This window comes from Bradyrhizobium sp. Cp5.3, from assembly GCF_000426265.1.
Lineage (GTDB): Bacteria > Pseudomonadota > Alphaproteobacteria > Rhizobiales > Xanthobacteraceae > Bradyrhizobium > Bradyrhizobium neotropicale.
This window is the reverse complement of sequence record NZ_AUFA01000004.1, coordinates 431,303-454,560: the sequence shown is the minus strand read 5'-3', so window position 1 is coordinate 454,560 and position 23,258 is coordinate 431,303. Positions and strand designations below refer to the sequence as shown.

At 64.5% G+C, this 23,258-nt stretch carries 22 protein-coding genes and 1 other RNA gene; 13 read left to right on the top strand and 10 right to left on the bottom strand.

Annotated elements, in window-relative coordinates; genetic code table 11:
- Positions 1 to 40: 40 nt before the first annotated feature.
- The gene (locus tag K289_RS0109875) at positions 41 to 904 is read right to left on the bottom strand and encodes an SDR family oxidoreductase (RefSeq protein WP_027551357.1); all 864 of its coding nucleotides are present in this window, start codon (positions 902 to 904) and stop codon (positions 41 to 43) included.
- A 137-nt stretch (positions 905 to 1,041) separates the two neighbouring features.
- Positions 1,042 to 1,278 (bottom strand): DUF1127 domain-containing protein, encoded by a 237-nt coding sequence (locus K289_RS0109870; protein ID WP_027551356.1) that lies wholly within the window; start codon positions 1,276 to 1,278, stop codon positions 1,042 to 1,044.
- A gap of 285 nt (positions 1,279 to 1,563) precedes the next feature.
- Between K289_RS0109870 and K289_RS44155 the strand changes: the two genes are divergently transcribed.
- A complete protein-coding gene (locus tag K289_RS44155; RefSeq protein WP_051310533.1) occupies positions 1,564 to 5,511 on the top strand; it encodes a BTAD domain-containing putative transcriptional regulator in 3,948 nt (1,315 codons plus the stop codon).
- 169 nt (positions 5,512 to 5,680) lie between these two features.
- On the opposite strand, the gene cax is transcribed toward K289_RS44155, so the two are convergent.
- The 8 genes from cax to ssrA form a co-directional block, all read right to left on the bottom strand.
- On the bottom strand, positions 5,681 to 6,784 hold the full coding sequence (cax, locus tag K289_RS0109855) for a calcium/proton exchanger (protein ID WP_027551355.1): 1,104 nt from the start codon (positions 6,782 to 6,784) through the stop codon (positions 5,681 to 5,683).
- 80 nt (positions 6,785 to 6,864) lie between these two features.
- On the bottom strand, positions 6,865 to 8,736 hold the full coding sequence (locus K289_RS0109850) for a ferrous iron transporter B (protein ID WP_027551354.1): 1,872 nt from the start codon (positions 8,734 to 8,736) through the stop codon (positions 6,865 to 6,867).
- Positions 8,737 to 8,757: 21 nt separating this feature from the next.
- The gene (locus K289_RS0109845) at positions 8,758 to 9,033 is read right to left on the bottom strand and encodes a FeoA family protein (protein ID WP_027551353.1); all 276 of its coding nucleotides are present in this window, start codon (positions 9,031 to 9,033) and stop codon (positions 8,758 to 8,760) included.
- Positions 9,034 to 9,150: 117 nt separating this feature from the next.
- Positions 9,151 to 9,417 (bottom strand): ribbon-helix-helix domain-containing protein, encoded by a 267-nt coding sequence (locus K289_RS0109840; RefSeq protein WP_027551352.1) that lies wholly within the window; start codon positions 9,415 to 9,417, stop codon positions 9,151 to 9,153.
- On the bottom strand, positions 9,414 to 9,602 hold the full coding sequence (locus tag K289_RS0109835; RefSeq protein WP_027551351.1) for a DUF4169 family protein: 189 nt from the start codon (positions 9,600 to 9,602) through the stop codon (positions 9,414 to 9,416). Before K289_RS0109835 ends, K289_RS0109840 begins: the two co-directional genes overlap by 4 nt.
- A 278-nt stretch (positions 9,603 to 9,880) precedes the next feature.
- A complete protein-coding gene (gene fumC, locus K289_RS0109830) occupies positions 9,881 to 11,311 on the bottom strand; it encodes a class II fumarate hydratase (protein ID WP_027551350.1) in 1,431 nt (476 codons plus the stop codon).
- Positions 11,312 to 11,397: 86 nt separating this feature from the next.
- Complete coding sequence (locus K289_RS0109825) at positions 11,398 to 11,916, bottom strand: SspB family protein (protein ID WP_027551349.1); 519 nt, start codon at positions 11,914 to 11,916, stop codon at positions 11,398 to 11,400.
- A 114-nt stretch (positions 11,917 to 12,030) separates the two neighbouring features.
- Positions 12,031 to 12,433: a transfer-messenger RNA gene (gene ssrA / locus K289_RS48215) on the bottom strand.
- 85 nt (positions 12,434 to 12,518) lie between these two features.
- Here ssrA and K289_RS0109820 point away from each other — a divergent pair.
- The 12 genes from K289_RS0109820 (at position 12,519) to K289_RS0109765 (ending at position 23,230) form a co-directional block, all read left to right on the top strand.
- Positions 12,519 to 13,136 carry a chromate transporter gene (locus tag K289_RS0109820; protein ID WP_027551348.1) on the top strand — a complete coding sequence of 206 codons (618 nt, stop codon included), beginning with the start codon at positions 12,519 to 12,521 and terminating at the stop codon, positions 13,134 to 13,136.
- Positions 13,133 to 13,663 carry a chromate transporter gene (locus K289_RS0109815; RefSeq protein ID WP_027551347.1) on the top strand — a complete coding sequence of 177 codons (531 nt, stop codon included), beginning with the start codon at positions 13,133 to 13,135 and terminating at the stop codon, positions 13,661 to 13,663. The genes K289_RS0109820 and K289_RS0109815 overlap by 4 nt, the downstream gene beginning before the upstream one ends.
- A gap of 95 nt (positions 13,664 to 13,758) precedes the next feature.
- Positions 13,759 to 14,508, top strand: coding sequence for a tripartite tricarboxylate transporter TctB family protein (locus K289_RS0109810; protein ID WP_027551346.1), 750 nt, complete (start codon positions 13,759 to 13,761; stop codon positions 14,506 to 14,508).
- Between the two features lie 7 nt (positions 14,509 to 14,515).
- Positions 14,516 to 16,030 (top strand): tripartite tricarboxylate transporter permease, encoded by a 1,515-nt coding sequence (locus tag K289_RS0109805; protein WP_027551345.1) that lies wholly within the window; start codon positions 14,516 to 14,518, stop codon positions 16,028 to 16,030.
- A gap of 121 nt (positions 16,031 to 16,151) precedes the next feature.
- Positions 16,152 to 17,132, top strand: coding sequence for a tripartite tricarboxylate transporter substrate binding protein BugD (locus tag K289_RS0109800; protein WP_027551344.1), 981 nt, complete (start codon positions 16,152 to 16,154; stop codon positions 17,130 to 17,132).
- Positions 17,133 to 17,301: 169 nt separating this feature from the next.
- Complete coding sequence (locus tag K289_RS0109795) at positions 17,302 to 18,096, top strand: thymidylate synthase (protein WP_027551343.1); 795 nt, start codon at positions 17,302 to 17,304, stop codon at positions 18,094 to 18,096.
- A 5-nt stretch (positions 18,097 to 18,101) separates the two neighbouring features.
- On the top strand, positions 18,102 to 18,587 hold the full coding sequence (locus K289_RS0109790; RefSeq protein ID WP_027551342.1) for a GNAT family N-acetyltransferase: 486 nt from the start codon (positions 18,102 to 18,104) through the stop codon (positions 18,585 to 18,587).
- Entirely contained in the window at positions 18,587 to 19,096 is a 510-nt protein-coding gene (locus tag K289_RS0109785; RefSeq protein WP_027551341.1) for a dihydrofolate reductase, read from the top strand. The genes K289_RS0109790 and K289_RS0109785 overlap by 1 nt, the downstream gene beginning before the upstream one ends.
- A gap of 160 nt (positions 19,097 to 19,256) precedes the next feature.
- Positions 19,257 to 20,393, top strand: coding sequence for an FtsH protease activity modulator HflK (gene hflK / locus K289_RS0109780; RefSeq protein WP_027551340.1), 1,137 nt, complete (start codon positions 19,257 to 19,259; stop codon positions 20,391 to 20,393).
- Positions 20,390 to 21,289 carry a protease modulator HflC gene (gene hflC, locus K289_RS0109775; RefSeq protein ID WP_027551339.1) on the top strand — a complete coding sequence of 300 codons (900 nt, stop codon included), beginning with the start codon at positions 20,390 to 20,392 and terminating at the stop codon, positions 21,287 to 21,289. The genes hflK and hflC overlap by 4 nt, the downstream gene beginning before the upstream one ends.
- Positions 21,290 to 21,367: 78 nt before the next feature.
- Positions 21,368 to 21,574: a DUF2065 domain-containing protein gene (locus tag K289_RS0109770; RefSeq protein ID WP_027551338.1), complete on the top strand. Its 207-nt coding sequence runs from the start codon at positions 21,368 to 21,370 to the stop codon at positions 21,572 to 21,574.
- Between the two features lie 141 nt (positions 21,575 to 21,715).
- A complete protein-coding gene (locus K289_RS0109765) occupies positions 21,716 to 23,230 on the top strand; it encodes a Do family serine endopeptidase (protein ID WP_027551337.1) in 1,515 nt (504 codons plus the stop codon).
- The last annotated feature ends 28 nt before the right edge of the window (positions 23,231 to 23,258 follow it).

The window sequence follows — 23,258 nt, the reverse complement described above, 5'->3', positions numbered from 1 at the left end:
TAGCGGCCTGGAATTCGATATGATCTGGAAATTGATCGACTTAAAATTTGATATCGAGTCCGGAATGTTTTTTCGCGTCGGCGATCCACTCGTCGTCGGTTGCGGCACCCAGATGGACCCACTCTTCGTCGGTCTTGCTCTTGCGCCAGTTGATGAGCGTCGCTCCGTCGGCGCCGGCCGGGTTTCGCAGCTTCGTGCTCTTGCCTTCCACGATATCCTGGATCGTCTTGGCCACGTCGAACGGCGAGGTCGGTCTGCCGAGTGATGCCATGAAATAGGCAGCCATTCGTCGCCCATGCATGGAGTAGGGGCTCGGAGGCGGGGCGGGCCTCGGCGTCGTCGTCATCGGTGTTGCAATCACGCCCGGCTCCACGATGGCAACGCGGACGTTGAATGGGCTGAGCTCTTGCGCGAGGCACTCGCTCAATCCTTCGAAGGCCCATTTTGAGGCGGCGTAGGGCGCCTGCGGCGGCATTCCGAACTGGCCTGCCACCGAGGTTATGTTGACGATGCAGCCGCTTCGCCGCTCTCGCATCGAGGGCACGACAGCCTGGATACAGCGCAGGCTGCCGAAGAAGTTCGTTTCCATCACTTGCCGGAAGAACGCGATCGGCGTCTCTTCGACATAACCCCGTCCCAGAATTCCCGCGTTATTGACCAGCGCGTCGATGTGGCCGGCCTCCTTCAGGATCCCGCCGAACGCTTCGTTGACCGAACTGTCGCTGTCGATGTCGAGCTTCACGAGCCTGATCGGAAGGTTCTCCTTTGCGGTGACCTCCCGAAGCTCGCCGCCCTTATCGAGATTTCGCATGCCCGCAAAGACGACATGTCCGCCGCGCGCCAGAGTGATTGCGGTTGCAAGACCGATTCCAGTGCTCGTCCCGGTGACGACGACAACAGCCATGCCAGCCTCCGCTCCAGTACCGCAGCCAAATATTGTCCAGGAAGCAGTCGATCCCGGCGACCTTAGTTACCGATCGTCGCCCCGGTCATTGTACCAAGGGACAGTTGGGAAGGCGATCTTGCACAGGCCCTGACGGCTCATCGATCGTCCGATCGGACGCCTCGCGGATCAACGGAGGTGTTCGCGGCGACGTAGTCGATCTCGCCGCGGGAGATGCCCATGTCCAGGAGCTCCCGATCGGACAGTCCCGACAGGTCGCCGCGCAACCTCTGGCGCTGTTGATGGGCCAGCAGCGTCGTCCAATACCTCCGGAGCAGGCCTGAGACATGTCGCGTTGGTGCCGCCGTCCGTCTCAGCTCGATGAGCGTACTCATTGTGACATCTCCTCAGTCCTCGGGAAGTCCCAGCTCGTCGATTATTGGCAGTAGCGAGCCACCGGTGCAGCAAACGCTGAGCACGATGAGTGCCGCGCGCACGATCAAGCGAAGCTTGCGCATGGCTTCCTCCATTGGGCCGGGCTGAGCGGCCTCAATGGCCGTCTCCCTGTCCAGAAGCATGCTATCGATGCGCCGCAATCGACCTGTGGTTCCCAGCGTGATAGGATCGCAAAATCATCGATCCGGGCGCATGTTGGCGTCCTCAGCTCGCGTGCGACCGGTATGGCGAAGGTCAATCTCGCACTGCTGGGTGGTTTTCGGCTCCAGACCAATCTCGGCGAGCCGGTCCCGCTGTCGACCAAGAAGGCCGGCGCATTGCTGGCTTATCTGGTGCTCCACCCGGGTCAGGCTCAGGCGCGGCCAAAGCTTGCCGCGCTGCTTTGGGGCGATCGCACCGAGGCTCAGGCACGCGACAGTTTGCGACAGGCGCTCAGCCTGCTGCGCAAGGCGCTGTCGCACATCGATTCACGGGCCCTGGTTGCTCACGAGGATGCGATCGGCTTCGAACCCACCGCGTTGACAAGCGATGTCGTCGCTTTCTGCGATCTGGCGGCGCGACAGGATGTTGGCAACCTCGAGCAGGCGAGCGCACTCTATGGCGGCGAGCTTCTCGACGGTTTCGAGGTGCCGGCTCCCGAGTTCGAAAGCTGGATGCGCGCGGAACGCGAGCGCTTCCGCGAGCTGGCGCTCGCAGCGATGACCAGGCTGCTCGACCATCATCTGTCGAATGGTTCGGTCGAGCGCGGCATTCACATCGCGGCCCGGCTGCTGACGGTCGACCCGCTTCAGGAGCGTATCCATCGCACATTGATGGAGCTCTATCACCGACAGGGCAGGCACAGCGCCGCCCTTCGCCAGTACCGCACCTGCGCGGATTTGCTGACCAGGGAGCTGGGAATTGAACCGGACGCCAGCTCGAAGGCCTTGCGCCGCGAGATCCTTCGCGAGTGGAACCAGCAGCAGGATGTGATCCCCGGCGATGAGGCGGCGCCGCGTCCTCCTGACGAGAGCGATGTGGAAGCGCCGGCAACGCCGCGCGCGCCGGAGCGGCGTCAGGTCACGGTGCTCGCCTATGATCTTGTCGGCACGAGCGCGCTCGCGGCCCAAATCGATCCGGAAGAGTTGGAGGCCTTGATTGCCGCCTATCGGCGCTGCTGCACGCCGATCGTCTCTCGCGCCGGCGGCGTGATGGGCAAATTGTCCGCGACCGAGATGGTGGCCTGTTTCGGGCATCCACAGGCGCACGAGCACGACATCGAATGCGCGGTTCGTGCGGGTCTTGCGCTCGTCGATGCAGTCCCCCGGCTTGACGGTGTCAGCCTCGGCCCCCTGCAGCTGCGTGCGGGTATCGCAACCGGGCCAGTCGTCTTCGGTGATGTCCTTGGCGATGGTGCGGATCAGCAGGTCATTGCCGGCGAAGCGGTGCAGCTTGCAAGCGGCCTGCAAAAGGTCGCCGCGCCCGGCACCGTCTTGATCGCAGCGAGCACGCGCCAGTTCGTCGGCAATCTGTTCGACTGCAACGACCTTGGCGAGTTGGTGCTCAATGGCGTCCCTGGGTCGGTTCGGGCCTGTCACGTGCTGGGCCCGAGTGGCGTCGACAGCAGGTTCGAAGCCTTGCGCGCGGCGACGACGCCGCTCATCGGGCGCGAGGAAGAACTCGACCTGTTAGAGCGCCGATGGCGGCATGCGACGGAAGGGGAGGGGCGCGTGGTGCTGCTGGCGGGAGAGCCGGGGATCGGCAAGTCGCGGCTGACGGTGGAGCTGCAAGACCGGCTCCGGGAAGAATCGCACGCCCGGCTGCCACACTTCTGCTCGCCTCACCACCGCGACAACGAGCTCTATCCGATCATCAGCCAGCTGGAACGGGCCGCCGGGTTTCGTCGCGACGAAACCGATGAGCAGCGGCTGGACAAGCTGGAGGCCGTCCTTGCTCCGACGACGAACGAAGCGCGCGACGCCGTACCATTGATCGCGAATCTGTTGTCGGTAACATCCGCCCGCCACCCGCCGCTCAATCTCACCCCGCAGAAGCGCAAGGAGAAGACGCTACAGGCGTTGCTCGCCCGGCTGGAGGGGCTGGCCGCGCGTGCGCCGGTGCTGATCGTGTTCGAGGATGTCCATTGGATCGACCCGACGTCGCTGGAATTGCTGGACCTGATGGTCGAGCGGGTCGCGACCATGCCGGTTCTGCTCGTCATCACGTTCCGGCCCGAGTTCGCGCCGGCGTGGATCGGTCGTCCGCAGGTCACTCTGCTCGCGCTCAGTCGTTTGCCTCCCGCCCAGCGCGCCCAGATGATCGTGGCGCTGACAGGCGGCAGGGCGTTGCCCCAGGACATACTCGACCAGATCGTCGATCGTACCGACGGCGTGCCGCTGTTCGTCGAAGAGCTGACCAGATCCGTCATGGAGAGCGGCGTTCTGGACGAGGCCGGTGGTCGCAACGGGGCAGGCGGACAGGTGATCCCGCTGGCGATCCCGTCGACATTGCAGGCCTCGCTGCTCGCGCGGCTTGACCGTCTGCCCGAAACGCATGAGGTCGTGCAGATCGGCGCGGCCCTTGGCCGATCGTTTTCTCACGAGCTGATTGCTGCGGTCGCTCGGCTGCCACAGCATCGACTCGATGATGCCCTTGCCCGACTGGTGGAGGCCGGGCTGATCTTCCGCCGCGGTATTGCCCCCGACGCGGAGTACACGTTCAAGCACGCTTTGGTGCAGGACGCGGCCTACGGGACGCTGTCGCGCACCCAGCGCCAGCTCCTGCATGGCCGCATTACCAAGACGCTCGAAGAGCAGTTTCCCGAGACTGTCACGGCCCATCCGGCGTTGCTTGCCCATCACAGCGAGGCGGCCGGTTTGACGGGAAAGGCGGTCGGCTACCTCAGGCAGGCCGGCCAACAGGCGATTGCGCATGCGGCGATGACCGAGGCGGAGACACAGCTGCTCAAGGGCATCAGTCTTCTCGAAGGCCTGCCCGAAGGTCCCGAACGCCGTCGCCACGAGCTGCGATTGCAGATCGCTCTTGGCTCGGCGTGGTTTGGCACGCGCGGTGGCGGCTCAGTCTCGGCAGGTGAGGCCTTCGACCGCGCCCGCGAGCTCTGTGCGGGACAGGAGCAGGCCGACGAGCTCCCGACCATCCTCACCTGTCAGGCCGTCAATCGCTTGTATCGTGGCGAGCCGCGGTCTGCGTATCAACTGTCCGACGAACTCCTCGATCTCGGCAGGTCTTGGCAAGACAAGGCTTCGCCCGCCTTGCGATGGACGTCCAATGCGATCACGTCCGTGGCGCGCTATCTGAGGGGACAAAACGGATTGTGGCTGGGTGAATTCGCATCGGCTCGCGCAGATACCGAGGAGGCACTTCGTCTTCTCGACCCGGCGCGCCTGCCTGGCAACTGGATGATTGACGTTCAGGCGGTCCTGCTTTCGGTCAGCATGGGATCGCTGACAGGTCTCGGCTATCTGGATCAGGCGCGTGCGCGCCGCGACGAGGCACTGGCGCGAGCCCGCGAGGTCGATCGGGTTGCCACGTCCGTCGTCATATTCGCGAACGCCGCCATTTGCGATGCGTGCATGGAGACCGATCCTGCGGTCCTGCTGGATCAGGTCTCGAAGTTGGAGGCCTACTCGACCCAACACGGATTCTTCTCGGAGTACGAGAAGTTCGCCAAGTGGCATCGCCAATGTTACCTGATTGCGCTTGGCCGGAGCGAGCCGGCAAGGCTACATGCAGAGTTCCCCGCGGAATTGCACGCCGAACGCCGCTACCTCTACAAACCGACCTGGTTCATGTCCCTAGCCGAAGCACTTGGGAAAATCGGCCGGTCGAAGGATGGGCTCGACGAACTGGACAAGGCCGAACGCGAAATGGAGGTGACCGGAGAGCGTTGGGCGGAAGCGAACCTGCACCGTATCCGCGGAGAGTTGCTGGTCGACATCGGCGATGCTGCGGCAGGGGAAGCAAGTCTCCGACGCTCCATCGATCTTGCATGCCGCCAAAGCGCGAAATTGTGGGAGCTCCGCGCGGCCACAAGCCTCGCCCGCCTCTGGCGCGGCCAGCGCAAGCATGCGCAGGCGCGCGATCTGCTCGCGCCGGTCTATGCCTGGTTCACCGAGGGGCTCGACACGCCGGTCGTGCAGGCCGCGAGAATTCTGCTGGAGCAGCTCGCCTAGCAGGGCTAGCGATGATGCCATCGTGCCGGTGTTTTGCCCGACGTGTCAAATGGCTTCGCAGAATGTGCCAGCCGTCATGACCGGTGGCCTCGGCTACTTTGCATGGGGTTGTTTTTCATATTTTTGTTGGACCCGATCAGCCGTTCGGCCATGTCGGCCGCAATGGCTCCTAGACCGGGCCGGCCGAGCCGGGCGGGATCATGTAGAGCGTCATCGCGAAAATGGCGTAGATGAAAAGCAGGAGAGCACCGATGAACCAGGCTGAGCGTCCGCTATTGCTCACGAAGCATGTGACCACGGTGGCGATCATGACCATGGTCACCGCGCCGGGCCAGAATTGAAGGTCCATCGGCTGCGGCCCGATGACATAGCTGAGCAGCACGAGGACGGGCGCGACGAACAGGGCGATCTGGGAGGCGCTTCCCAGTGCGATGCTGACGCTCATGTCGAGCCGATTCCGGCGTGCCGCAGAGAACGCAACGGCCATCTCGGCTGCGGCGCCGACAAGGGCAACCACGATGAAGCCGACGAAGGCCGGGCTCATGCCGAGCGTTTCGGCCGCCTTCTGCACCGACTCTACGAAAATTTCACTGACGAGCGCGACCAGCACGGTCACGACGATCAGCGTCGGCACGGCAACCCCGATCGGCAGTACTGGTCCGGCCCCTTCGCCGTGGTCCTGGCTGGCGAACAGCTCCTTGTGCGTCTTCAGCGAGAAAAGCAGGCTGAGACCGTAGGCCGCAATCAGCAGAAACGACAGGGCTGCACTCAACCGGTGAACCGTCGCTTCCCGTCCGGGGAATTCGAGGTCGGCCACCGCGGAAGGCGACAGCAGGGCGATCGTGGCCATGAGCAGCAGCGCCGAATAGAGGCGTCCGCCCGCCCGGTTGTAGTCCTGCACGTGGTGCCTCAGTCCGCCCAGCAGCAGGGACGCGCCGAGCATGAACAGCGAGTTGGTCACTATCGCACCTGCGATGGAGGCCTTGACCAGCATGTATTGACCGGCGTGCAGGGCCGTCACCGCGATGATGAGCTCGGTCAGATTCCCGAGCGTGGCATTCAACAGCCCGCCGACGGCATCACCGGTCTTCTCGGCGACGGCTTCCGTCGCGTGGCTGAGCAGGCTCGCGAGCGGAACGATGGCGATCACGGCGAGGATGAAGAGCAGCGTGTGCGCATCCGGCATGATGTGCTCGAGCGCGATCACCACGGGCACGAAGACCAGCAGCCACAGGAGTGGACTGTGCCGGATTTCCTTCAGCAGCGGATTCATGGTCCGTCCTCTGTGCTCTGAGGCGGACCTTGATGCCGGGGACAAGCCGGGCGTTGATCTAGCTCAATGAGCGCAAGGAGCTACCCCGCGCCGAGCGCGACGGCGACGTTGTACGTCAAAAAGCTCGCGGCATAGGCGAGCACCAGCATGTAGGTGAAGGTCACCGCCATCCAGGTCCAGCTTCCGGTCTCGCGACGGATCACGGCCAGGGTCGAGGCGCATTGCGGGGCGAAGATGTACCAGGCCAGCATCGACAGAGCGGTCGCGAGCGACCATTTCGTCGCCAGCACCTGGCCGATCTGCTCGGCCGCTTCCTTGCCGCCTTCGATCGCATAGACGGTGCCGAGCGCCGCGACCGCGACCTCGCGCGCCGCCATGCCCGGAATCAGGGCGACCGCGATCTGCCAGTTGAAGCCGACCGGTGCGAGCAGCGGCTCGATCGCCTTGCCGATGATCGCAGCCAGGCTGAAGTCGATCGCCGGCTCGGTGGCACCCAGCGGCGGCTGCGGGAACGAGGCCAAAAACCAGATCAGCACCATCATCGAGAAGATCGTGGTGCCGGCGCGCTGCAGGAACATCTTCGCCCGCGTGAAGATGCCGATCGCGATCGATTTCAAGCGCGGCATCTTGTAGTCGGGCAGCTCCAGCATGAACGGCGCCGGCGCATAGTCGCGCAGCATGAAGAACTTGATCAGGAACGAGACGAGAAGCGCGCTGATGATGCCCATGGCGTAGAGGCCGAACATCACGAGGCCCTGCAGGTTGATGAAGCCCCAGACCTCTTTCGCCGGAATGAAGGCGGAGATGATCAGCGTGTAGACCGGAATGCGCGCCGAGCAGGTCATCAGCGGCGCGATCAGGATCGTGGTCAGGCGGTCGCGCTTGTTGTCGATCACGCGCGTCGCCATGATGCCGGGGATGGCGCAGGCGAAGCTCGACAGCAGCGGAATGAAGGCGCGGCCATGCAGGCCGGCGCCGCCCATGATGCGGTCCATCAGGAAGGCGGCGCGCGCCATGTAGCCGAAATCTTCCAGGAGCAGGATGAACAGGAAGATGATGATGATCTGGGGCAGGAACACGATGACGCTGCCGACGCCGGAGATCACGCCGTTCTGCAGGAAGCTCTGCAACAGGCCGGCGGGCAGGGTGTCGTGCACGAGCTCGCCGAGCGCATCGAAGCCGGAATTGAGCAGTTCCATCAGTGGCTGCGCCCAGGCGAACACTGCCTGGAACATCACGAACAGGATCAGCGCGAGCACCAGGAGCCCGCCGACGGGGTGCAGCACCACGGCATCGATCCGGGCGGTCCAGGTGTCGGGGCGGCTCGGCAGGCTGACGCAGTCGGCGATGATCCGGTCGGCTTCGCGCTGGGTGGCGCGCAGTTCCGAGACGCTGAGCGCGCGCCACTTGTTCTCCTGGGGCTCGGGGGCGAGCTCGGCCGAGATCTCGTCGGTCAGCCTCAATAGGTCGGCAGTACCGCCCTTGCGGACCGCGATCGAGGTGACCACGGGCACGCCGAGCTCCTTGGCGAGGCGTTCCACGTCGACCGTAATGCCGCGGCGGCTCGCGATGTCGAACATGTTGAGGACCAGGATCAGCGGCCGGCCGGTCCGCTTGAGCTCGAGCAGGAGGCGGATGGTCAGCCGCAGATTGGTCGAATCGGCCACGCACAGCACGAGATCGGGCATGCTCTCGCCGGAGGCCTTGCCGAGCACGAAGTCGCGGGTGATCTCCTCGTCCGGGCTGCGGCCGCGCAGCGAATAGGTGCCGGGGAGGTCGACCACCGAGACCTGGCGTCCCAAGGGAGTGACGAAGAAGCCTTCCTTGCGCTCGACGGTGACGCCCGGATAGTTCGCGACCTTCTGCCGGCCGCCGGTCAGCGCATTGAACAGCGAAGTCTTGCCGCTGTTTGGCGTGCCCACCAGGGCGAGATGCAGCAGGGGTGCTTCCATGAGATCAAAGGTCCGGCCGCTTCACGCGACGATGATGGCCATGGCTTCGCGACGACGTACCGCGATCGTGATGTTGTCGACGCGCACGGCGATCGGGTCGCGCCCGACGATGCCCTCATGCAGGATCTCCACCCGGGCGCCCTCGACGAAGCCGAGCTCGATCAGCCGGCTCTCGAGCTCGATGTCGGGCAGGGCCGAGGCTGCGTCCCTGGCGGAAAGGTGCTGAATGACGCCGGTGTAGCCGCGCTGGGCCAGACCCAGCGGAATTTGCGAGCGCGTGTCATTGTCGTCGGTCATGCCCTGTATTTTCAACGCAGGGCATTGAGGTCAAGCCGGCTCGGCCTGCCCCGGTCGCACCTTAGAGTAATTATAAAGTGCGAGCCGGCGAGACACGGCCGGCTCGGTCTCTGGCGCTTACTGAGCCGCGACCTTCTGCTCGGCCGGGACGGCCACGGGCCCGGCCCCTGCGCGGTTCTTGAAGTAGTCGAGAACGAACAGGCGGATCGCCGACGACAGGTTGCCCTGCTGGCGAGCGCCGTCGATCTCGCCCACGAGCTCGGACAGCGTCATATTGCGCAGGCCGGAAATCTCTTTCATGCCGTTCCAGAACGCCTCTTCCAGGCTGACGCTGGTCTTGTGGCCGGCGACGACGATCGATCGTTTGACGACGGGCGATTTCATGGCTGTTCCTCGCGCTCGATCAGATGCTGGTCCAGTTGCTCCTTCGCCTGCGCCTTGCGCTTCTCCTCCGCCGTGCGCTCGGCCTTGGTACGGCCGAACTTCGTCCGGTTGGCGTCCGCCTGTTTGGCCGAGGCTTCCCGCTCGGCCCGCTTCCTGAAGCGGTTCAGGTTGATGACGTTCCCCATGGCGCGTCTCCATCACCCGATCCTCGGCGGGCGGGATGAAACATTCAGAAACAGGGCACGGCAATGTGCCCGATAAGATTTGATTGTCATTCGCTCGTCCTCGTCAATCGGCCCGATGGACCATCAAACGATGAATCTGGCCCCGGGAAGGGGTGAGAGGTTTGCGGTAGCACGCATCCCCCCCGAAACATTGACGGTAATCAAATCCTTCCCATTAAACTCATATAAATATGCTGTTTTGGGTCCGTATCATTACGGATGACTATCGGAATTCGGAATTACCCCGGACGGGTCATCTTCCCGGGCTGCACCAGGCGATCGAACTCGTCCGCCGACACGAATCCAAGCCGTAGCGCCTCCTCCTTCAGCGTGGTGCCGTTGGCGTGCGCCGTCTTCGCCACCTTGGCCGCGTTGTCGTAGCCGATCTTGGGTGCGAGCGCGGTGACCAGCATCAGGGACCGCTCCATCAGCTCCTTGATGTGCTGCTCGTCGGCGCGGATGCCGCTGACGCAATGTTCGGTGAAGGAGCGCGCGGCGTCCGCCAGGAGGCGGATCGAGTGCAGCATGTTGTAGGCGAGCACGGGCTTGTAGACGTTGAGCTCGAAATGACCCTGGCTGCCGGCGACCGTGATCGCGGTGTGATTGCCGAACACCTGGCAGCACACCATCGTCATCGCCTCGCACTGGGTCGGATTGACCTTGCCCGGCATGATCGAGGAACCGGGCTCGTTTTCCGGCAGGATCAATTCGCCGAGTCCCGAGCGCGGGCCTGATCCGAGCAGGCGGATGTCGTTGGCGATCTTGAACAGCCCCGTCGCCACCGAATTGATCGCGCCGTGCACCAGCACATAGGCGTCGTTGGAGGCCAGCGCCTCGAATTTGTTGGCGGCGCTGGTGAAGGGCAGCTTGGTAATGCCAGCCACGTGCTTGGCGAACAGCTTGGCAAAGCGCGGCTTCGAGTTGAGGCCGGTGCCGACGGCCGTGCCGCCCTGCGCCAGCGGATAGAGATCCTTGACCGCGACCTTGAGCCGGGCGATGCCGCTTTCGACCTGCGCGGCATAGCCGGAGAATTCCTGTCCGAGCGTCAGCGGCGTCGCGTCCTGGGTGTGGGTGCGGCCGATCTTGACGATCTTCGCGAACTCATTCTCCTTCTTGCGCAGCGCGCGCTGCAGCTCGCCGAGCGCGGGGATCAGGTCGGCGGTGATGCGGCTTGCTGCGGCGATATGCATCGCGGTCGGGAACGAGTCGTTCGACGACTGGCTCATGTTGACGTGATCATTGGGATGGACCGGCTTCTTGGCCCCGAGCTCGCCGCCGAGCAGCTCATTGGCGCGGTTCGCGATCACCTCGTTGAGATTCATGTTGCTCTGCGTGCCCGAGCCGGTCTGCCACACCACCAGCGGGAAATGATCGTCCAGGCTGCCGTCGATCACCTCGCGCGCGGCGCGGATGATGGCATTGGCCCGGCGCTGGTCGAGCAGGCCGAGCTCGCGGTTGGACTGCGCAGCGGCCAGCTTGACGATGCCGAGCGCATGCACGAGCGCGATCGGCATGCGATCCTGCCCGATGCGGAAGTTCTGGCGCGAGCGTTCGGTCTGCGCGCCCCAATAGCGATCGGCGGGGACCTCGATCGGACCGAAGCTGTCGGTCTCGACGCGGGTTGCGGAGCGGCGTGAGGGGCGGGTGGTCTTGTCCATGAGCATATCCATTCTGCCGCGCGAGAATGCGCGGCCTTTCGGTTGCTCATCTATATAGGCGGTTTGCCTGCGTGTGGCGGTCGCGTTCCGGATCTAGATCATTTCTTGCGGAAACGATCGAGGCGCACGACCTCGGCGCCGCCCTGGCTCGGCGGCGTCGGCTCGTCCGCGGTCTCGGCTGCTTCAGCTGCAGCCGCGGGCACCGACACGGCCGACGGCGCGGGAGCCGCCGGCAGCTTGTCCGGCGCCACCTCGGCGACGTCGGAGGTGTCGAACTGGAGGCCGAATTTCACGGACGGATCGAGGAAGCTCTTGATGGCGCTGAACGGCACCACCAGCCGCTCAGGAATGCCGCCGAAGGACAGGCCGACCTCGAAGCGGTCCTCGAGCACGGTCAGATCCCAGAACTGATGCTGAAGGATGATCGTCATCTCTTCCGGATACTGGGCCAGGAGCCGCGGCGACAGCTTCACGCCCTCGGCCTTCGACACGAAGGTGATGAAGAAATGATGCTCGCTCGGCAATCCGTGGGCTGCGGCATCGGTCAGCACCTTGCGCAGCACGCCGCGCAGCGCGTCGCGCGCCAGCACATCGTATCGGATATGATCGGTCGCCATGGTGGTCCTGTCGCATTCTCGGAGCCGGCCCTGCCGGCCCGACTCGCCAAGTCGCAATGGTACCGCGCCTGACAGGTCAGAAGGAGTCCCCGCCGGGGATAAAAATGAAAGGCAAGTGGAGGCTTCTGTTGCCAGGTGCCTCCGAACCCCGCCTAGCGGAGCTTAACCCGCTAGGACTTTAAGTTGGTCTTTCAAACTGCGTTACGCAGCCTGAGCAACCGGAGCAAAGTTGTCGTTGGCAACTATTGCAGTAGCCCGATAACGGCGGAACAATACCGGGAAAAAGCACGCCCTTTACGCCCTCGTCGATCCTATTTCGCCCCCGCCGAAGCCCACTTTCTTGGGCGGGCCAGAGCCCGCTTTTTTGCGCGGGCCGGGGCCCGCTATCCGGTGGGCTTTGGTGGAGGCGCCGGGTACCGCCCCCGGGTCCGAATGGTTTATTGCGACGACCGTTTATTTCCATAGCCGGCGAACCGGCACCCCCAATATAGGGGGCAAAGGTTTCAAAAAACAGAGGTTTCAAGCAACAAGCACGCTGTTCCTTTTGGATAGGGTTCCGGACGGTCTTGGCCACGTGGCCGTGCCCATTCTAAAGTCCTGCCATGTCCTCGGATTCGTCACCGGCCGCCCAAGAGCCGGCCGCCCAAGAGCCGGACCTTCCAGCCAAAAGCGTTCCACCCGGCCTGCTGGCGCTGTTTGTCGCCTTTGCCAGGATGTCGCTGGCCGGCTTCGGCGGCGTTCTGGTGTTCGCCCGCCGGGCCATCGTCGACCAGCACCGCTGGATGACGGCCGAGGAGTTCAACGAGACCTTCGCCCTCTGCCATTTCCTGCCCGGCCCCAACATCGTCAATCTGTCGATGGTGTTCGGTGCGCGGCTGCGCGGGATCGCCGGCGGCGTTGCCGCCTTCTCCGGGCTGTTGCTGCCGCCGACGCTGATCATGACCGTGCTTGCGGCACTCTACGTCCATTTCGGCGAGCTGGAGCTTTTGCGCCGCAGCCTCGCCGGCATCTCCTGCGCCGCAGTCGGGCTCCTGATCGCAGTGGTCTTCCGCGTGATGACCCCGCTGCTCAAGAAGCCGGACGGAGTCGGGCTCATCCTGATGCTCGCGGTGTTCGCCGCCATCGGCGTGCTCCGCCTGCCGCTTCAGGCCGTGCTGCTGGTCGCGATCCCGCTCAGCGTCGCCGTAACCTACGTCCTGCGACGGAAGGTAGCGGCATGAGCAGCCAGAGCCCGATCTGGACGCTGATCTCCACCTTTGGTCTGATGTCGCTGTTCGCCGTCGGCGGCGCCGCCGCGGCCGTTCCGGAGATGCACCGGATCGCCGTGGAGGTGCATCACTGGATGACCGACAAGCAGTTTGCCGATGCCTATGCCATCGCGCAGCTCTCGCCCGGCCCCAACGTTCTGATCGTCACACTGATCGGCTATGCCGTTGCCGGCATTCCCGGGGCGCTGGCGGCAACGCTGGCGATGTGCCTGCCAACGGCACTGCTTGCTTATTGTGTCAGCCGGCTCCTGAACCGGCCCAGCCAATCGCGTTGGCCGGGCCTGATCCAGGCTGCGCTGGTTCCGTTGTCGATTGGATTGATGGCGGCAAGTGCCTTGATCCTGGCCCAGGCGACCGATCGCACCCTTGTTGCGCTGTTCCTGACCGCGGCGGTTGCGATCATCGCCTCCCTTTCGCGCGTCAATCCGCTGTGGCTGCTGCTGGCCGGAGGCCTGTTGGGTTTTGCTGGCATTGTGTGATGAAAATCGCTAGGCAGTGGTGCGGGCAGGGGATCCATTTCCAGCCGATTTAAAACAACAGTGCTCGTGACTTACGGGTCGCGGAGGAGACATGCATGGCCGATACGATGGGCCACTCGGCGACGGCCACCCGAAACACCTCGGTGGCGCTCGGCTTCTGTCTGCTGGCGATAGCGCCGCAGATCTTTGAATTCATCTGGTCGATCGGGACGATCTTCGGCTGGGGTGCCGGGCGCGGTCCGGCGACGGTCGTGATTAGCCATGTCACTGCGCTGCTCGCGGGGGCTCCGAGCGCACTGCTCGCCGGCGACACCAAGAAGTCGTCCGACGTGCTGCTGGCACTGATGTATTCGTATCCGCTGTTCGCGGTCGCGATCCTCACGATCTTCATGACGATCAAGTCGGCGCAGGACTATATCGGCGGCATCGTGCTGATGGCTCTCGCCTTGTTCGCGCTGTGGGCCTCGAGCGACCTGCAGGGCATGCGCGGCTTCTCCTTCGGCGCGGGCACTGCGCCACGCATGTTCGGTGGGCTTCTGGTCGCGCTGTCCGCCGGCATTGCATTGACCGGCCTGATGACGGACGGGCCGGCGCTGGCCCATTATTCCTGGCGCGGTCCGCTGTTCGTGATGGCCGCGATCCTGTTCTTCGCCCTCGCGATCCGGCCCCTCGGCCTCGTGGTCTCGGCCTTCGTGAGCTTCTTGATCGCCGCGCTCGGATCGCATGAGACGCGCTGGCTCGAGGCCGTGATCGTCGGCGCCTGCCTGACGCTCGGCTGCGCGCTTCTGTTCCCATACGTGCTCGGGTTGCCGATGCCGATGTTCCCGCGTTTCCTGGTTCAGTGAGGATGTGATGGAGCTCTTTGCCAACCTCGCTCACGGTTTTGTCGTCGCGTTCTCTCCGATCAATCTTCTGATGTGCCTGATCGGTGCCCTGGTCGGCACGCTGGTCGGCGTGCTGCCGGGCATCGGCACCATTGCAACGGTCGCGATGCTGCTGCCGATCACCTTCGGACTGCCGCCGGTCGGCGCGCTGATCATGCTCGCCGGCATCTATTACGGCGCGCAATATGGCGGCTCGACCACCTCGATCCTGGTCAACATCCCAGGCGAGGCGACATCGGTCGTCACCGCCATCGACGGCCACCAGATGGCCAAGCAGGGCCGCGCCGGCCCGGCGCTGGCGATCGCGGCGATCGGCTCGTTCTTCGCCGGTTGTGTCGCGACCGTGCTCATTGCCGTTCTCGGTGCGCCGCTGACCAAGCTCGCGCTGGCGTTCGGTCCGGCCGAGTATTTCTCGCTGATGGTGCTCGGCCTGATTTTCGCGGTGGTGCTGGCGAAGGGATCCGTGCTCAAGGCGATTGCGATGATCGTGCTGGGTCTCCTGATGTCGATGGTCGGATCGGACATCGAGACCGGCGCCTCGCGCATGGCCTTCAACATTCCGGAGCTTGCCGACGGTCTCGGCTTCGCGACGGTGGCGATGGGTGTATTCGGTTTCGCCGAGATCATCCGCAATCTCGACGCCGGCGCCGAGATGAACCGCGATCTCGTGCAGCAGAAGATCACCGGCCTGATGCCGACCAGGAAGGACCTGATCGACTCGACACCTCCGATCCTGCGCGGCACCGTGCTCGGCTCGATCCTCGGCATTCTGCCCGGTGGCGGTGCGGTGATCGCCTCCTTCGCGGCCTACACGCTCGAGAAGAAGCTCGCCAAGGATCCGAAGCGGTTCGGTCGCGGCGCGATCGAGGGCGTGGCGGCGCCGGAAAGCGCCAACAACGCGGCGGCGCAGACCTCGTTCATCCCGCTCCTCACGCTCGGCATCCCGCCGAACGCGGTGATGGCGCTGATGGTCGGCGCGATGACCATTCACGGCATCGTTCCGGGCCCGCAGGTGATGCAGAAGCAGCCTGACCTCGTCTGGGGCATGATCGCCTCGATGTGGATCGGCAATCTGATGCTGATCATCATCAACCTGCCGCTGGTCGGAATCTGGGTGCGGCTGCTGCGCGTTCCCTACCGGCTGATGTTCCCCTCGATCGTGATCTTCTGCGCGATCGGCATCTACTCGGTGAACAACGCGCCGGTCGACGTCATCCTCGCCGGTGTGTTCGGTCTGGTCGGCTACTGGCTGATCAAGCACGATTTCGAGCCGGCGCCGCTGCTGCTCGGCATGGTGCTCGGGCCGCTGATGGAGGAGAACCTGCGCCGGGCGCTGCTGATCTCGCGCGGCGACTGGAGCGTCTTCCTGACGCGTCCATTGTCGGCGGTGCTGCTCGCGATCGCGGCCTTCCTGCTCGTGCTCACGGTGCTGCCCGTGCTGCGTGCCAAGCGCGACGAGGTATTCACGGAGTCCGAGAACTGACCGCAGCGTCCCTGCGTCGGCGCGCCGCATTCGGAAGTTGAATCGACTCGTCCGACTGCTTCATGAAATGAAAATGCCGGCCGCTTGGCCGGCATTTTTGTCCGTGTCCGAGGGGATCGATATGACTTCAATTCGCGCGCTTGCGGGCGCATGTGTCGTGGCGTTCGCATCGCTGTGCGTCTTTGTCGCACCGGCGGAAGCGCAGTCCTATCCGACGCGCAGCATCACCATGATCGTGCCGTTCGCGGCCGGCGGTCCGACCGACGTCGTTGCGCGTATCGTCACCGCGCATATGGCGCAGACGCTCGGACAGAGCATCATCATCGAGAACGTGGTCGGCGCCGGCGGCACCACTGCGACGACGCGCGCCGCGCGTGCGGCCAATGACGGTCATACGCTGATCACCGGCCATATGGGCACGCACGCCGCGTCCGTGCCGCTCTATCCGAAGCTCGCCTATCACCCCGAAAAGGACTTCGAGCCGATCGCGCTGCTCGCGGGCACGCCGATCCTGATCCTGGCGCGCAAGGACTTTCCGCCGAAGGACCTCAAGGAATTCGTCACTTACGTGAAGGCGAACGCGGAGAAGGTGAATGCCGCGCACGCCGGCGTTGGTTCCGTCTCGCACGTCTCGTGCGAGCTCCTGCACTCCATCCTCGACGTCAAGCCGGTCGGCGTGCCCTTCAACGGCACGGGCCCCGCGATGAACGCGCTGGTGGCGGGGCAGGTCGACTACATGTGCGACCAGATCGTCAACGCCGTGCCGCAGATCAACGCCGGCACCATCAAGGCCTATGCGATCGCGACGGCCGAGCGCAATCCGTCGTTGCCGAACGTGCCGACGACGGCGGAAGCGGGCCTGCCCGCGTTCCAGGCTCAGGCCTGGAACGCCATGTTCGCGCCGAAGGGAACCTCGCCGGCGATCGTGGCCAGCCTGAATGCGGCCGCCGTCAAGGCGCTCGACGATGAGAACGTGCGCAAGCGCCTGCTCGAGCTCGGCAGCGTTATCCCGGGCCCCGCGGAGCGGACGCCGGAGGCGCTGGCAGCCCTTGTCAAAGCCGAGATCGCGAAGTGGAGCCCGGTGCTCAAGCCGGCAAGTTAGCGAGTACAATCAAGCCGATAGATGAGGGGCGGGACACCGGTTCCGCCCCTTGTCGTTTGCGGCGGGAACGCTCACTTTTCGGGGTATAATCCGTGCGGACAGCGAATCGCGGCTGTCGCAGCGGGGGGGTGGCCGTTAAGTTCGCCGTCCTCCCAAAGGCTCATGGCACATGCACCAGTATCAGGACCTGCTCGAGCGGATTCTTTCAGACGGCGCCGAGAAGACCGACCGGACCGGCACCGGCACGCTGTCGGTGTTCGGCCATCAGATGCGCTTCAATCTATCCGCCGGCTTTCCGATGCTGACCACCAAGCGGCTGCCGCTGAAGGCGATCGTGCATGAGCTTTTGTGGTTCCTGAAGGGCGACACCAACATCAAATATCTGAAGGACCACGGCGTCACCATCTGGGACGAGTGGGCGGACGCCAACGGCGATCTCGGCCCGGTCTATGGCCATCAGTGGCGCTCCTGGCCGGCGCCCGACGGAGGCAGCATCGACCAGATCGCGAACCTCGTCGACATGATCAAGCGCAACCCGGACTCGCGCCGCTTGATCGTCTCGGCCTGGAATCCCGCCGAAGTCGACCAGATGGCGCTGCCGCCGTGCCACTGCCTGTTCCAGTTCTATGTCGCGAACGGAAAGCTGTCCTGCCAGCTCTATCAGCGCTCGGCCGACGTGTTCCTCGGCGTGCCCTTCAACATCGCCTCCTACGCGCTGCTCACCCTGATGGTCGCGCAGGTCACGGGGCTGAAGCCCGGCGACTTCGTGCACTCGCTCGGCGACACCCATCTCTATTCCAACCATCTGGAGCAGGCGCGGCTTCAGCTCACGCGCGCGCCGCGTGCGCTGCCGGTGATGAAGATCAATCCTGACGTGAAGGACATCTTCTCCTTCCGCTACGAGGATTTCGAGCTCGTCGGCTACGATCCGCATCCGCACATCAAGGCGGAAGTCGCGGTCTAGCGCCGATGTCCCTCACCATCCGCCGCGCGCGGCCCAGCGAGGCCAGTCTCGTTCTCGCTTTCATCCGCGAGCTTGCCGAGTACGAGAAGCTCTCGCACGAGGTGGAAGCAACCGAAGCGATGATTGCGCAAGCGCTGTTCGGCGACGATCCGCGGCTCTATTGCGCGATCGCCGAATGGGAGGGCGAGCCGGCCGGCTTCGCGGTCTGGTTCCTCAATTTCTCCACCTTCAGCGGGCGGCACGGCATCTATCTCGAGGATCTCTATGTGCGGCCGTCGCACCGGGGCAGGGGCCTCGGCAAGGCGCTGCTGGTTTATCTCGCCAGGGAATGCGTCGAGAACGGCTGGTCGCGCCTGCAATGGGCCGTGCTCGATTGGAACGCGCCGTCGATCGCATTCTACAAATCGCTGGGCGCGGTGATGATGGACGATTGGACGCTGTGCCGCGTCGCCGGGCCCGCGCTGGCAAAGCTCGCAGGGAAGGCGTCCTGATGGAGATCGTCTTCGTCGTCGCCATCGCGGAGAACGGCGTCATCGGCGCTGGTGGTGCGATCCCATGGCGGCTGAAGTCCGACATGCAGCGCTTCAAGGCGCTCACGATCGGCAAGCCCGTGATCATGGGCCGCAAGACCTTCGAGTCCCTGCGCCGGCCGCTTCCGGACCGCACCAACATCGTCATCACGCGGGATGCGGACTATCGCGCCCGAGGTGCCATCGTCACGACGTCGGCGGCGGATGCCGGTGCGGTCGCGCGCGGCGACGCCCTGCGGCGTTCGGCCGCTGAAATCGCCGTGATCGGCGGCGCCGAGATCTACCGGCAATGGCTCGACCGCGCCGACCGCCTCGAAATTACCGAGGTGCACGCGCGGCCCGAGGGCGACACTTATTTCGAGATCGACAAGGCGCAGTGGGAGGAAACGAGCCGCATCCGCCATCCGGCAGGCGCGGACGACAGTGCCGACTACTCCTATGTGACATATCGTCGGCGGTCCCAAGATTAACCGCATTCGCCAATGTTTACATTGACTTTTCCGCGCTCAAGCATAGCTCGGGAGACGGTCAGCGGCGCGTTGTAAGGGACCTGCCGGTCCCCTATAAAGCCGGACCGGACAAATGCCGGCCGGGTAAGTTCTAGTCCCGGTCCGCAGAGGAGACTGTCGAATGCCGTGGAAGAATCAGGGCGGTGGCCCTTGGGGCTCGGGTCCGAAAGGGCCATGGGGCACAGGCCCGCAACCGGTCGGGCCGAGGCCGCCGGATCTGGAAGACCTTCTGCGGCGCGGCCAGGACCGCCTCCAGCAGATACTGCCCGGCGGCTATTTCTCCGGCGTCGGCATCACGCTGATCCTCCTGATCATCGTCGCGTTCTGGCTGCTGTCGGGCTTCTTCCGCGTGCAGTCCGAAGAGCTCGGCGTCGTCTTGCGCTTCGGCAAGCATGTCCGCACCGTGCAGCCGGGCCTCAACTATCATCTGCCCTATCCAATCGAGACCGTGCTGCTGCCGAAGGCGCTGCGCGTCTCCACGATCTCCATCGGCATGACGCTGATCGACGATCCGGCGCGGCGCGGCCGCTCCATCCGCGACGTGCCGGAGGAGAGCTTGATGCTGACCGGCGACGAGAACATCGTCGACGTCGATTTCACCGTGCTCTGGCGCATCAAGCCGGATGGCGTCGGCGACTTCCTGTTCAACATCCAGAATCCCGAAGGCACCGTGAAGGCGGTTGCCGAGAGCGCGATGCGCGAGGTGATCGGCCGCTCCAACATCCAGCCGATCCTGACCGGCGCCCGCAACGTTACCGAACAGGGCGTGCAGGAGCTGATGCAGAGGACGCTCGACAGCTACGGCTCCGGCATTCTGATCACACAGGTGCAGATGCAGAAGGTCGATCCGCCCGCGCAGGTGATCGACGCCTTCCGCGACGTGCAGGCGGCGCGCGCCGACCTCGAGCGCTTGCAGAACGAGGCGCAGACCTATGCCAATCAGGTCGTGCCGCAGGCGCGCGGACGTGCGGCGCAGATCCAGCAGGCTGCCGAGGCTTACAGGGAGCAGACCGTCGCTGAGGCCAGGGGCCAGAGCGCACGCTTCCTGAAGGTGTACGAGGAATACAAGAAGGCGCCCGACGTGACGCGTGAACGGATCTATCTGGAGACGATGGAGCGCGTGCTCGGCGGCTCGGAAAAGCTTGTCTATGACGGCGGCCCCTCGGGCCAGGGCGTCGTGCCATTCCTGCCGCTGGGCGAATTGACGCCCAAACGGGCGCCCACCGCCGGCCAGCAGCAGAGCGGAGGCACCCGATGAGGTCTCCGGTTACAGGCATCGTCGCGCTGCTCGGACTGCTCCTGATCGCGATCGTGGCCTACATGTCGCTGTTCACGGTGCAGCAGACGGAGCAGACCATCGTGCTTCAGTTCGGCCGGCCCGTGGACGTGGTCACCGATCCCGGCCTGCATTTCAAGGCGCCGTGGAACTCGGTGATCAACATCGACAAGCGGATTCTCGATCTCGAGAACCCGTCGCAGGAAGCGATCGCTTCCGATCAGAAGCGGCTGGTGGTCGACGCCTTCGCGCGTTACCGCATCAAGGATGCGCTGCGCTTCTATCAGAGCGTCGGCTCGATCCAGGCCGCCAACCTGCAGCTTACCGCGCTGCTCAACGCGGCGCTGCGCCGCGTGCTCGGCGAGGTCACTTTCATCAACGTGGTGCGCGACGACCGCGAGAAGCTGATGCTGCGTATCCGCGACCAGCTCGATCATGAAGCCGACGGCTACGGCATCCAGGTGGTCGACGTCCGGATCCGCCGTGCCGACCTGCCGGAGCAGAACAGCCAGGCGGTCTACCTGCGCATGAAGACCGAGCGTGAGCGCGAAGCGGCAGAGTTCCGCGCGCAGGGCGGTCAGAAGGCACAGGAAATCCGCGCCAAGGCGGATCGCGAGGCAACCGTGATCGAGGCAGAAGCCAAATCTCAGGCCGATCTGACCCGCGGCGCCGGCGACGCCGAGCGCAACCGTCTGTTCGCCGAGGCCTACAGCAAGGATGCCGACTTCTTCGCCTTCTATCGGTCGATGACGGCGTATGAGACCGGTCTGCGCTCCAGCGACACCCGCTTCCTGCTGCGCCCCGACTCGAATTTCTTCCGGTACTTCAGTAATCCGAGCGGCAAGACGGGCGGCGAGACGCCGCCGGCGAAGCCTTAAAAGTCGAGCGAGCCGAAGGGCGGCGCATCCGCCGCCCTTCGTCGAAACAAGAATTGCACGCGGGGAGGTTCCAATCCGATGAGGTCCATTGCGTTCGCCGACTTCCTCATCGGCTTAGGCATCCTGTTCGTGCTGGAAGGCCTGATGTTCGCGGCAAGTCCGAACTGGATGCGCAAGGCCATGAAGAGCGCGCTTGCGACACCCGATCATGTGCTGCGCGCCGTCGGGATCGCTTCGGCTGTGGTCGGCCTGATCCTGATCTGGGTTATGCGACGGCCCGTTTAGCCGCCAGGCCAACGCCAAAGTGAAACCTTGGGCCGGTTTTTCGCCGTATTATCCGACTGTTGAGGCCCGTTAACCTCTGTGCTTGCGCCGTCCCTCCGTTCGTGCGCAGTCTGGAGCCGAATCCTTTCTCTGGAGATCACAATGATCGCTGCCACCATTGCCCCGACCCGCTTGCACCATTGCGTGCGACTTGGGCTGGCCGCGCTCGCCATCGGCGCATTCAGCGTGTTCGGCTCGCCGGCCCATGCGCGGGGACCTGAGGGAATCGCCGATGTCGCCGAGAAGGTGATCGACGCGGTCGTCAACATCTCGACCTCGCAGACCGTCGAAGCCAAGAGCGGTGGCGGCAGCAATACCATGCCGCAACTTCCGCCCGGCTCGCCCTTCGAGGAATTCTTCGACGACTTCTTCAAGAACCGTCGCGGCCCCGGTGCTGGCAAGGGCGGCGAGCGCGGCGACAACGGGCCGCCGCGCAAGACCAACTCGCTTGGCTCCGGCTTCATTATCGATACGTCCGGCATCGTGGTGACGAACAACCACGTCATCGCCGATGCCGACGAGATCAACGTCATTCTCAACGACGGCACCAAGATCAAGGCCGAGCTGGTCGGCGTCGACAAGAAGACCGACCTTGCCGTGCTGAAATTCAAGCCGTCGAAGCCGCTCGTCGCGGTGAAGTTCGGCGACTCCGACAAGCTCCGCCTTGGGGACTGGGTGGTCGCGATCGGCAATCCCTTCAGCCTCGGCGGCACGGTAACCGCGGGCATCGTCTCGGCCAAGAACCGCGACATCTCCTCTGGACCCTATGACAGCTACATCCAGACCGACGCCGCCATCAACCGCGGCAATTCCGGCGGTCCGCTGTTCAACCTCGATGGCGAGGTCATCGGCGTCAACACGCTGATCATCTCGCCCTCCGGCGGCTCGATCGGCATCGGCTTCGCCGTGCCGTCGAAGACGGTCGCCGGCGTCGTCGATCAGCTCCGTCAGTTCGGCGAGCTTCGCCGCGGCTGGCTAGGGGTGCGCATCCAGAGCGTGACGGACGAGATCGCCGAGAGCCTCAACATCAAGCCCGCGCGCGGCGCGCTGGTCGCCGGCGTCGACGACAAGGGCCCGGCCAAGCCGGCCGGCATCGAGCCAGGCGACGTCGTCGTCAAGTTCGACGGCAAGGACATCAAGGACCCGAAGGATCTCTCCCGCGTCGTCGCCGACACCGCGGTGGGCAAGGAGGTCGACGTCGTCGTCATCCGCAAGGGCCAGGAGGAGACCAAGAAAGTCACGCTCGGCCGCCTCCAGGATCCCGACAAGGTGCAGGCCGCGGTGAAGACCGACGAGCCGCCGCCGGAGAAGCCGGTGACGCAGAAGGCGCTCGGCCTCGATCTTGCGACGCTGAGCAAGGATCTGCGCACGCGCTACAAGATCAAGGACAGCGTCAAGGGCGTGGTCGTCACCAATGTCGATGCCAATTCGGATGCCGCCGAGAAGCGGCTCTCCGCCGGCGACGTCATCGTCGAGGTGGCGCAGGAGGCGGTGGCGAGCGGCGCCGACGTCCAGAAGCGGGTCGACCAGCTCAAGAAGGACGGCAAGAAGTCGGTACTGCTGCTCGTCTCCAACGGCGACGGCGAGCTGCGGTTCGTGGCTCTGAGCGTGCAGTAGGGAAGGCTGTCCACCACAAACTCACTGT

Bases quoted from the DNA above. Each gene is read 5' to 3' on its own strand.
- K289_RS0109765 (WP_027551337.1), top strand. From the start codon at position 21,716: ATGATCGCTGCCACCATTGCCCCGACCCGCTTGCACCATTGCGTGCGA.
- K289_RS0109790 (WP_027551342.1), top strand. From the start codon at position 18,102: ATGTCCCTCACCATCCGCCGCGCGCGGCCCAGCGAGGCCAGTCTCGTT.
- K289_RS0109810 (WP_027551346.1), top strand. From the start codon at position 13,759: ATGGCCGATACGATGGGCCACTCGGCGACGGCCACCCGAAACACCTCG.
- K289_RS0109785 (WP_027551341.1), top strand. From the start codon at position 18,587: ATGGAGATCGTCTTCGTCGTCGCCATCGCGGAGAACGGCGTCATCGGC.
- K289_RS0109825 (WP_027551349.1), bottom strand. From the start codon at position 11,916: ATGGCGACCGATCATATCCGATACGATGTGCTGGCGCGCGACGCGCTG.
- K289_RS0109795 (WP_027551343.1), top strand. From the start codon at position 17,302: ATGCACCAGTATCAGGACCTGCTCGAGCGGATTCTTTCAGACGGCGCC.
- hflK (WP_027551340.1), top strand. From the start codon at position 19,257: ATGCCGTGGAAGAATCAGGGCGGTGGCCCTTGGGGCTCGGGTCCGAAA.
- K289_RS0109800 (WP_027551344.1), top strand. From the start codon at position 16,152: ATGACTTCAATTCGCGCGCTTGCGGGCGCATGTGTCGTGGCGTTCGCA.
- K289_RS0109840 (WP_027551352.1), bottom strand. From the start codon at position 9,417: ATGAAATCGCCCGTCGTCAAACGATCGATCGTCGTCGCCGGCCACAAG.
- K289_RS44155 (WP_051310533.1), top strand. From the start codon at position 1,564: ATGGCGAAGGTCAATCTCGCACTGCTGGGTGGTTTTCGGCTCCAGACC.
- K289_RS0109870 (WP_027551356.1), bottom strand. From the start codon at position 1,278: ATGAGTACGCTCATCGAGCTGAGACGGACGGCGGCACCAACGCGACAT.
- K289_RS0109815 (WP_027551347.1), top strand. From the start codon at position 13,133: ATGAGCAGCCAGAGCCCGATCTGGACGCTGATCTCCACCTTTGGTCTG.
- K289_RS0109850 (WP_027551354.1), bottom strand. From the start codon at position 8,736: ATGGAAGCACCCCTGCTGCATCTCGCCCTGGTGGGCACGCCAAACAGC.
- cax (WP_027551355.1), bottom strand. From the start codon at position 6,784: ATGAATCCGCTGCTGAAGGAAATCCGGCACAGTCCACTCCTGTGGCTG.
- K289_RS0109805 (WP_027551345.1), top strand. From the start codon at position 14,516: ATGGAGCTCTTTGCCAACCTCGCTCACGGTTTTGTCGTCGCGTTCTCT.
- K289_RS0109820 (WP_027551348.1), top strand. From the start codon at position 12,519: ATGTCCTCGGATTCGTCACCGGCCGCCCAAGAGCCGGCCGCCCAAGAG.
- fumC (WP_027551350.1), bottom strand. From the start codon at position 11,311: ATGGATATGCTCATGGACAAGACCACCCGCCCCTCACGCCGCTCCGCA.
- K289_RS0109845 (WP_027551353.1), bottom strand. From the start codon at position 9,033: ATGACCGACGACAATGACACGCGCTCGCAAATTCCGCTGGGTCTGGCC.
- hflC (WP_027551339.1), top strand. From the start codon at position 20,390: ATGAGGTCTCCGGTTACAGGCATCGTCGCGCTGCTCGGACTGCTCCTG.
- K289_RS0109875 (WP_027551357.1), bottom strand. From the start codon at position 904: ATGGCTGTTGTCGTCGTCACCGGGACGAGCACTGGAATCGGTCTTGCA.
- K289_RS0109835 (WP_027551351.1), bottom strand. From the start codon at position 9,602: ATGGGGAACGTCATCAACCTGAACCGCTTCAGGAAGCGGGCCGAGCGG.
- K289_RS0109770 (WP_027551338.1), top strand. From the start codon at position 21,368: ATGAGGTCCATTGCGTTCGCCGACTTCCTCATCGGCTTAGGCATCCTG.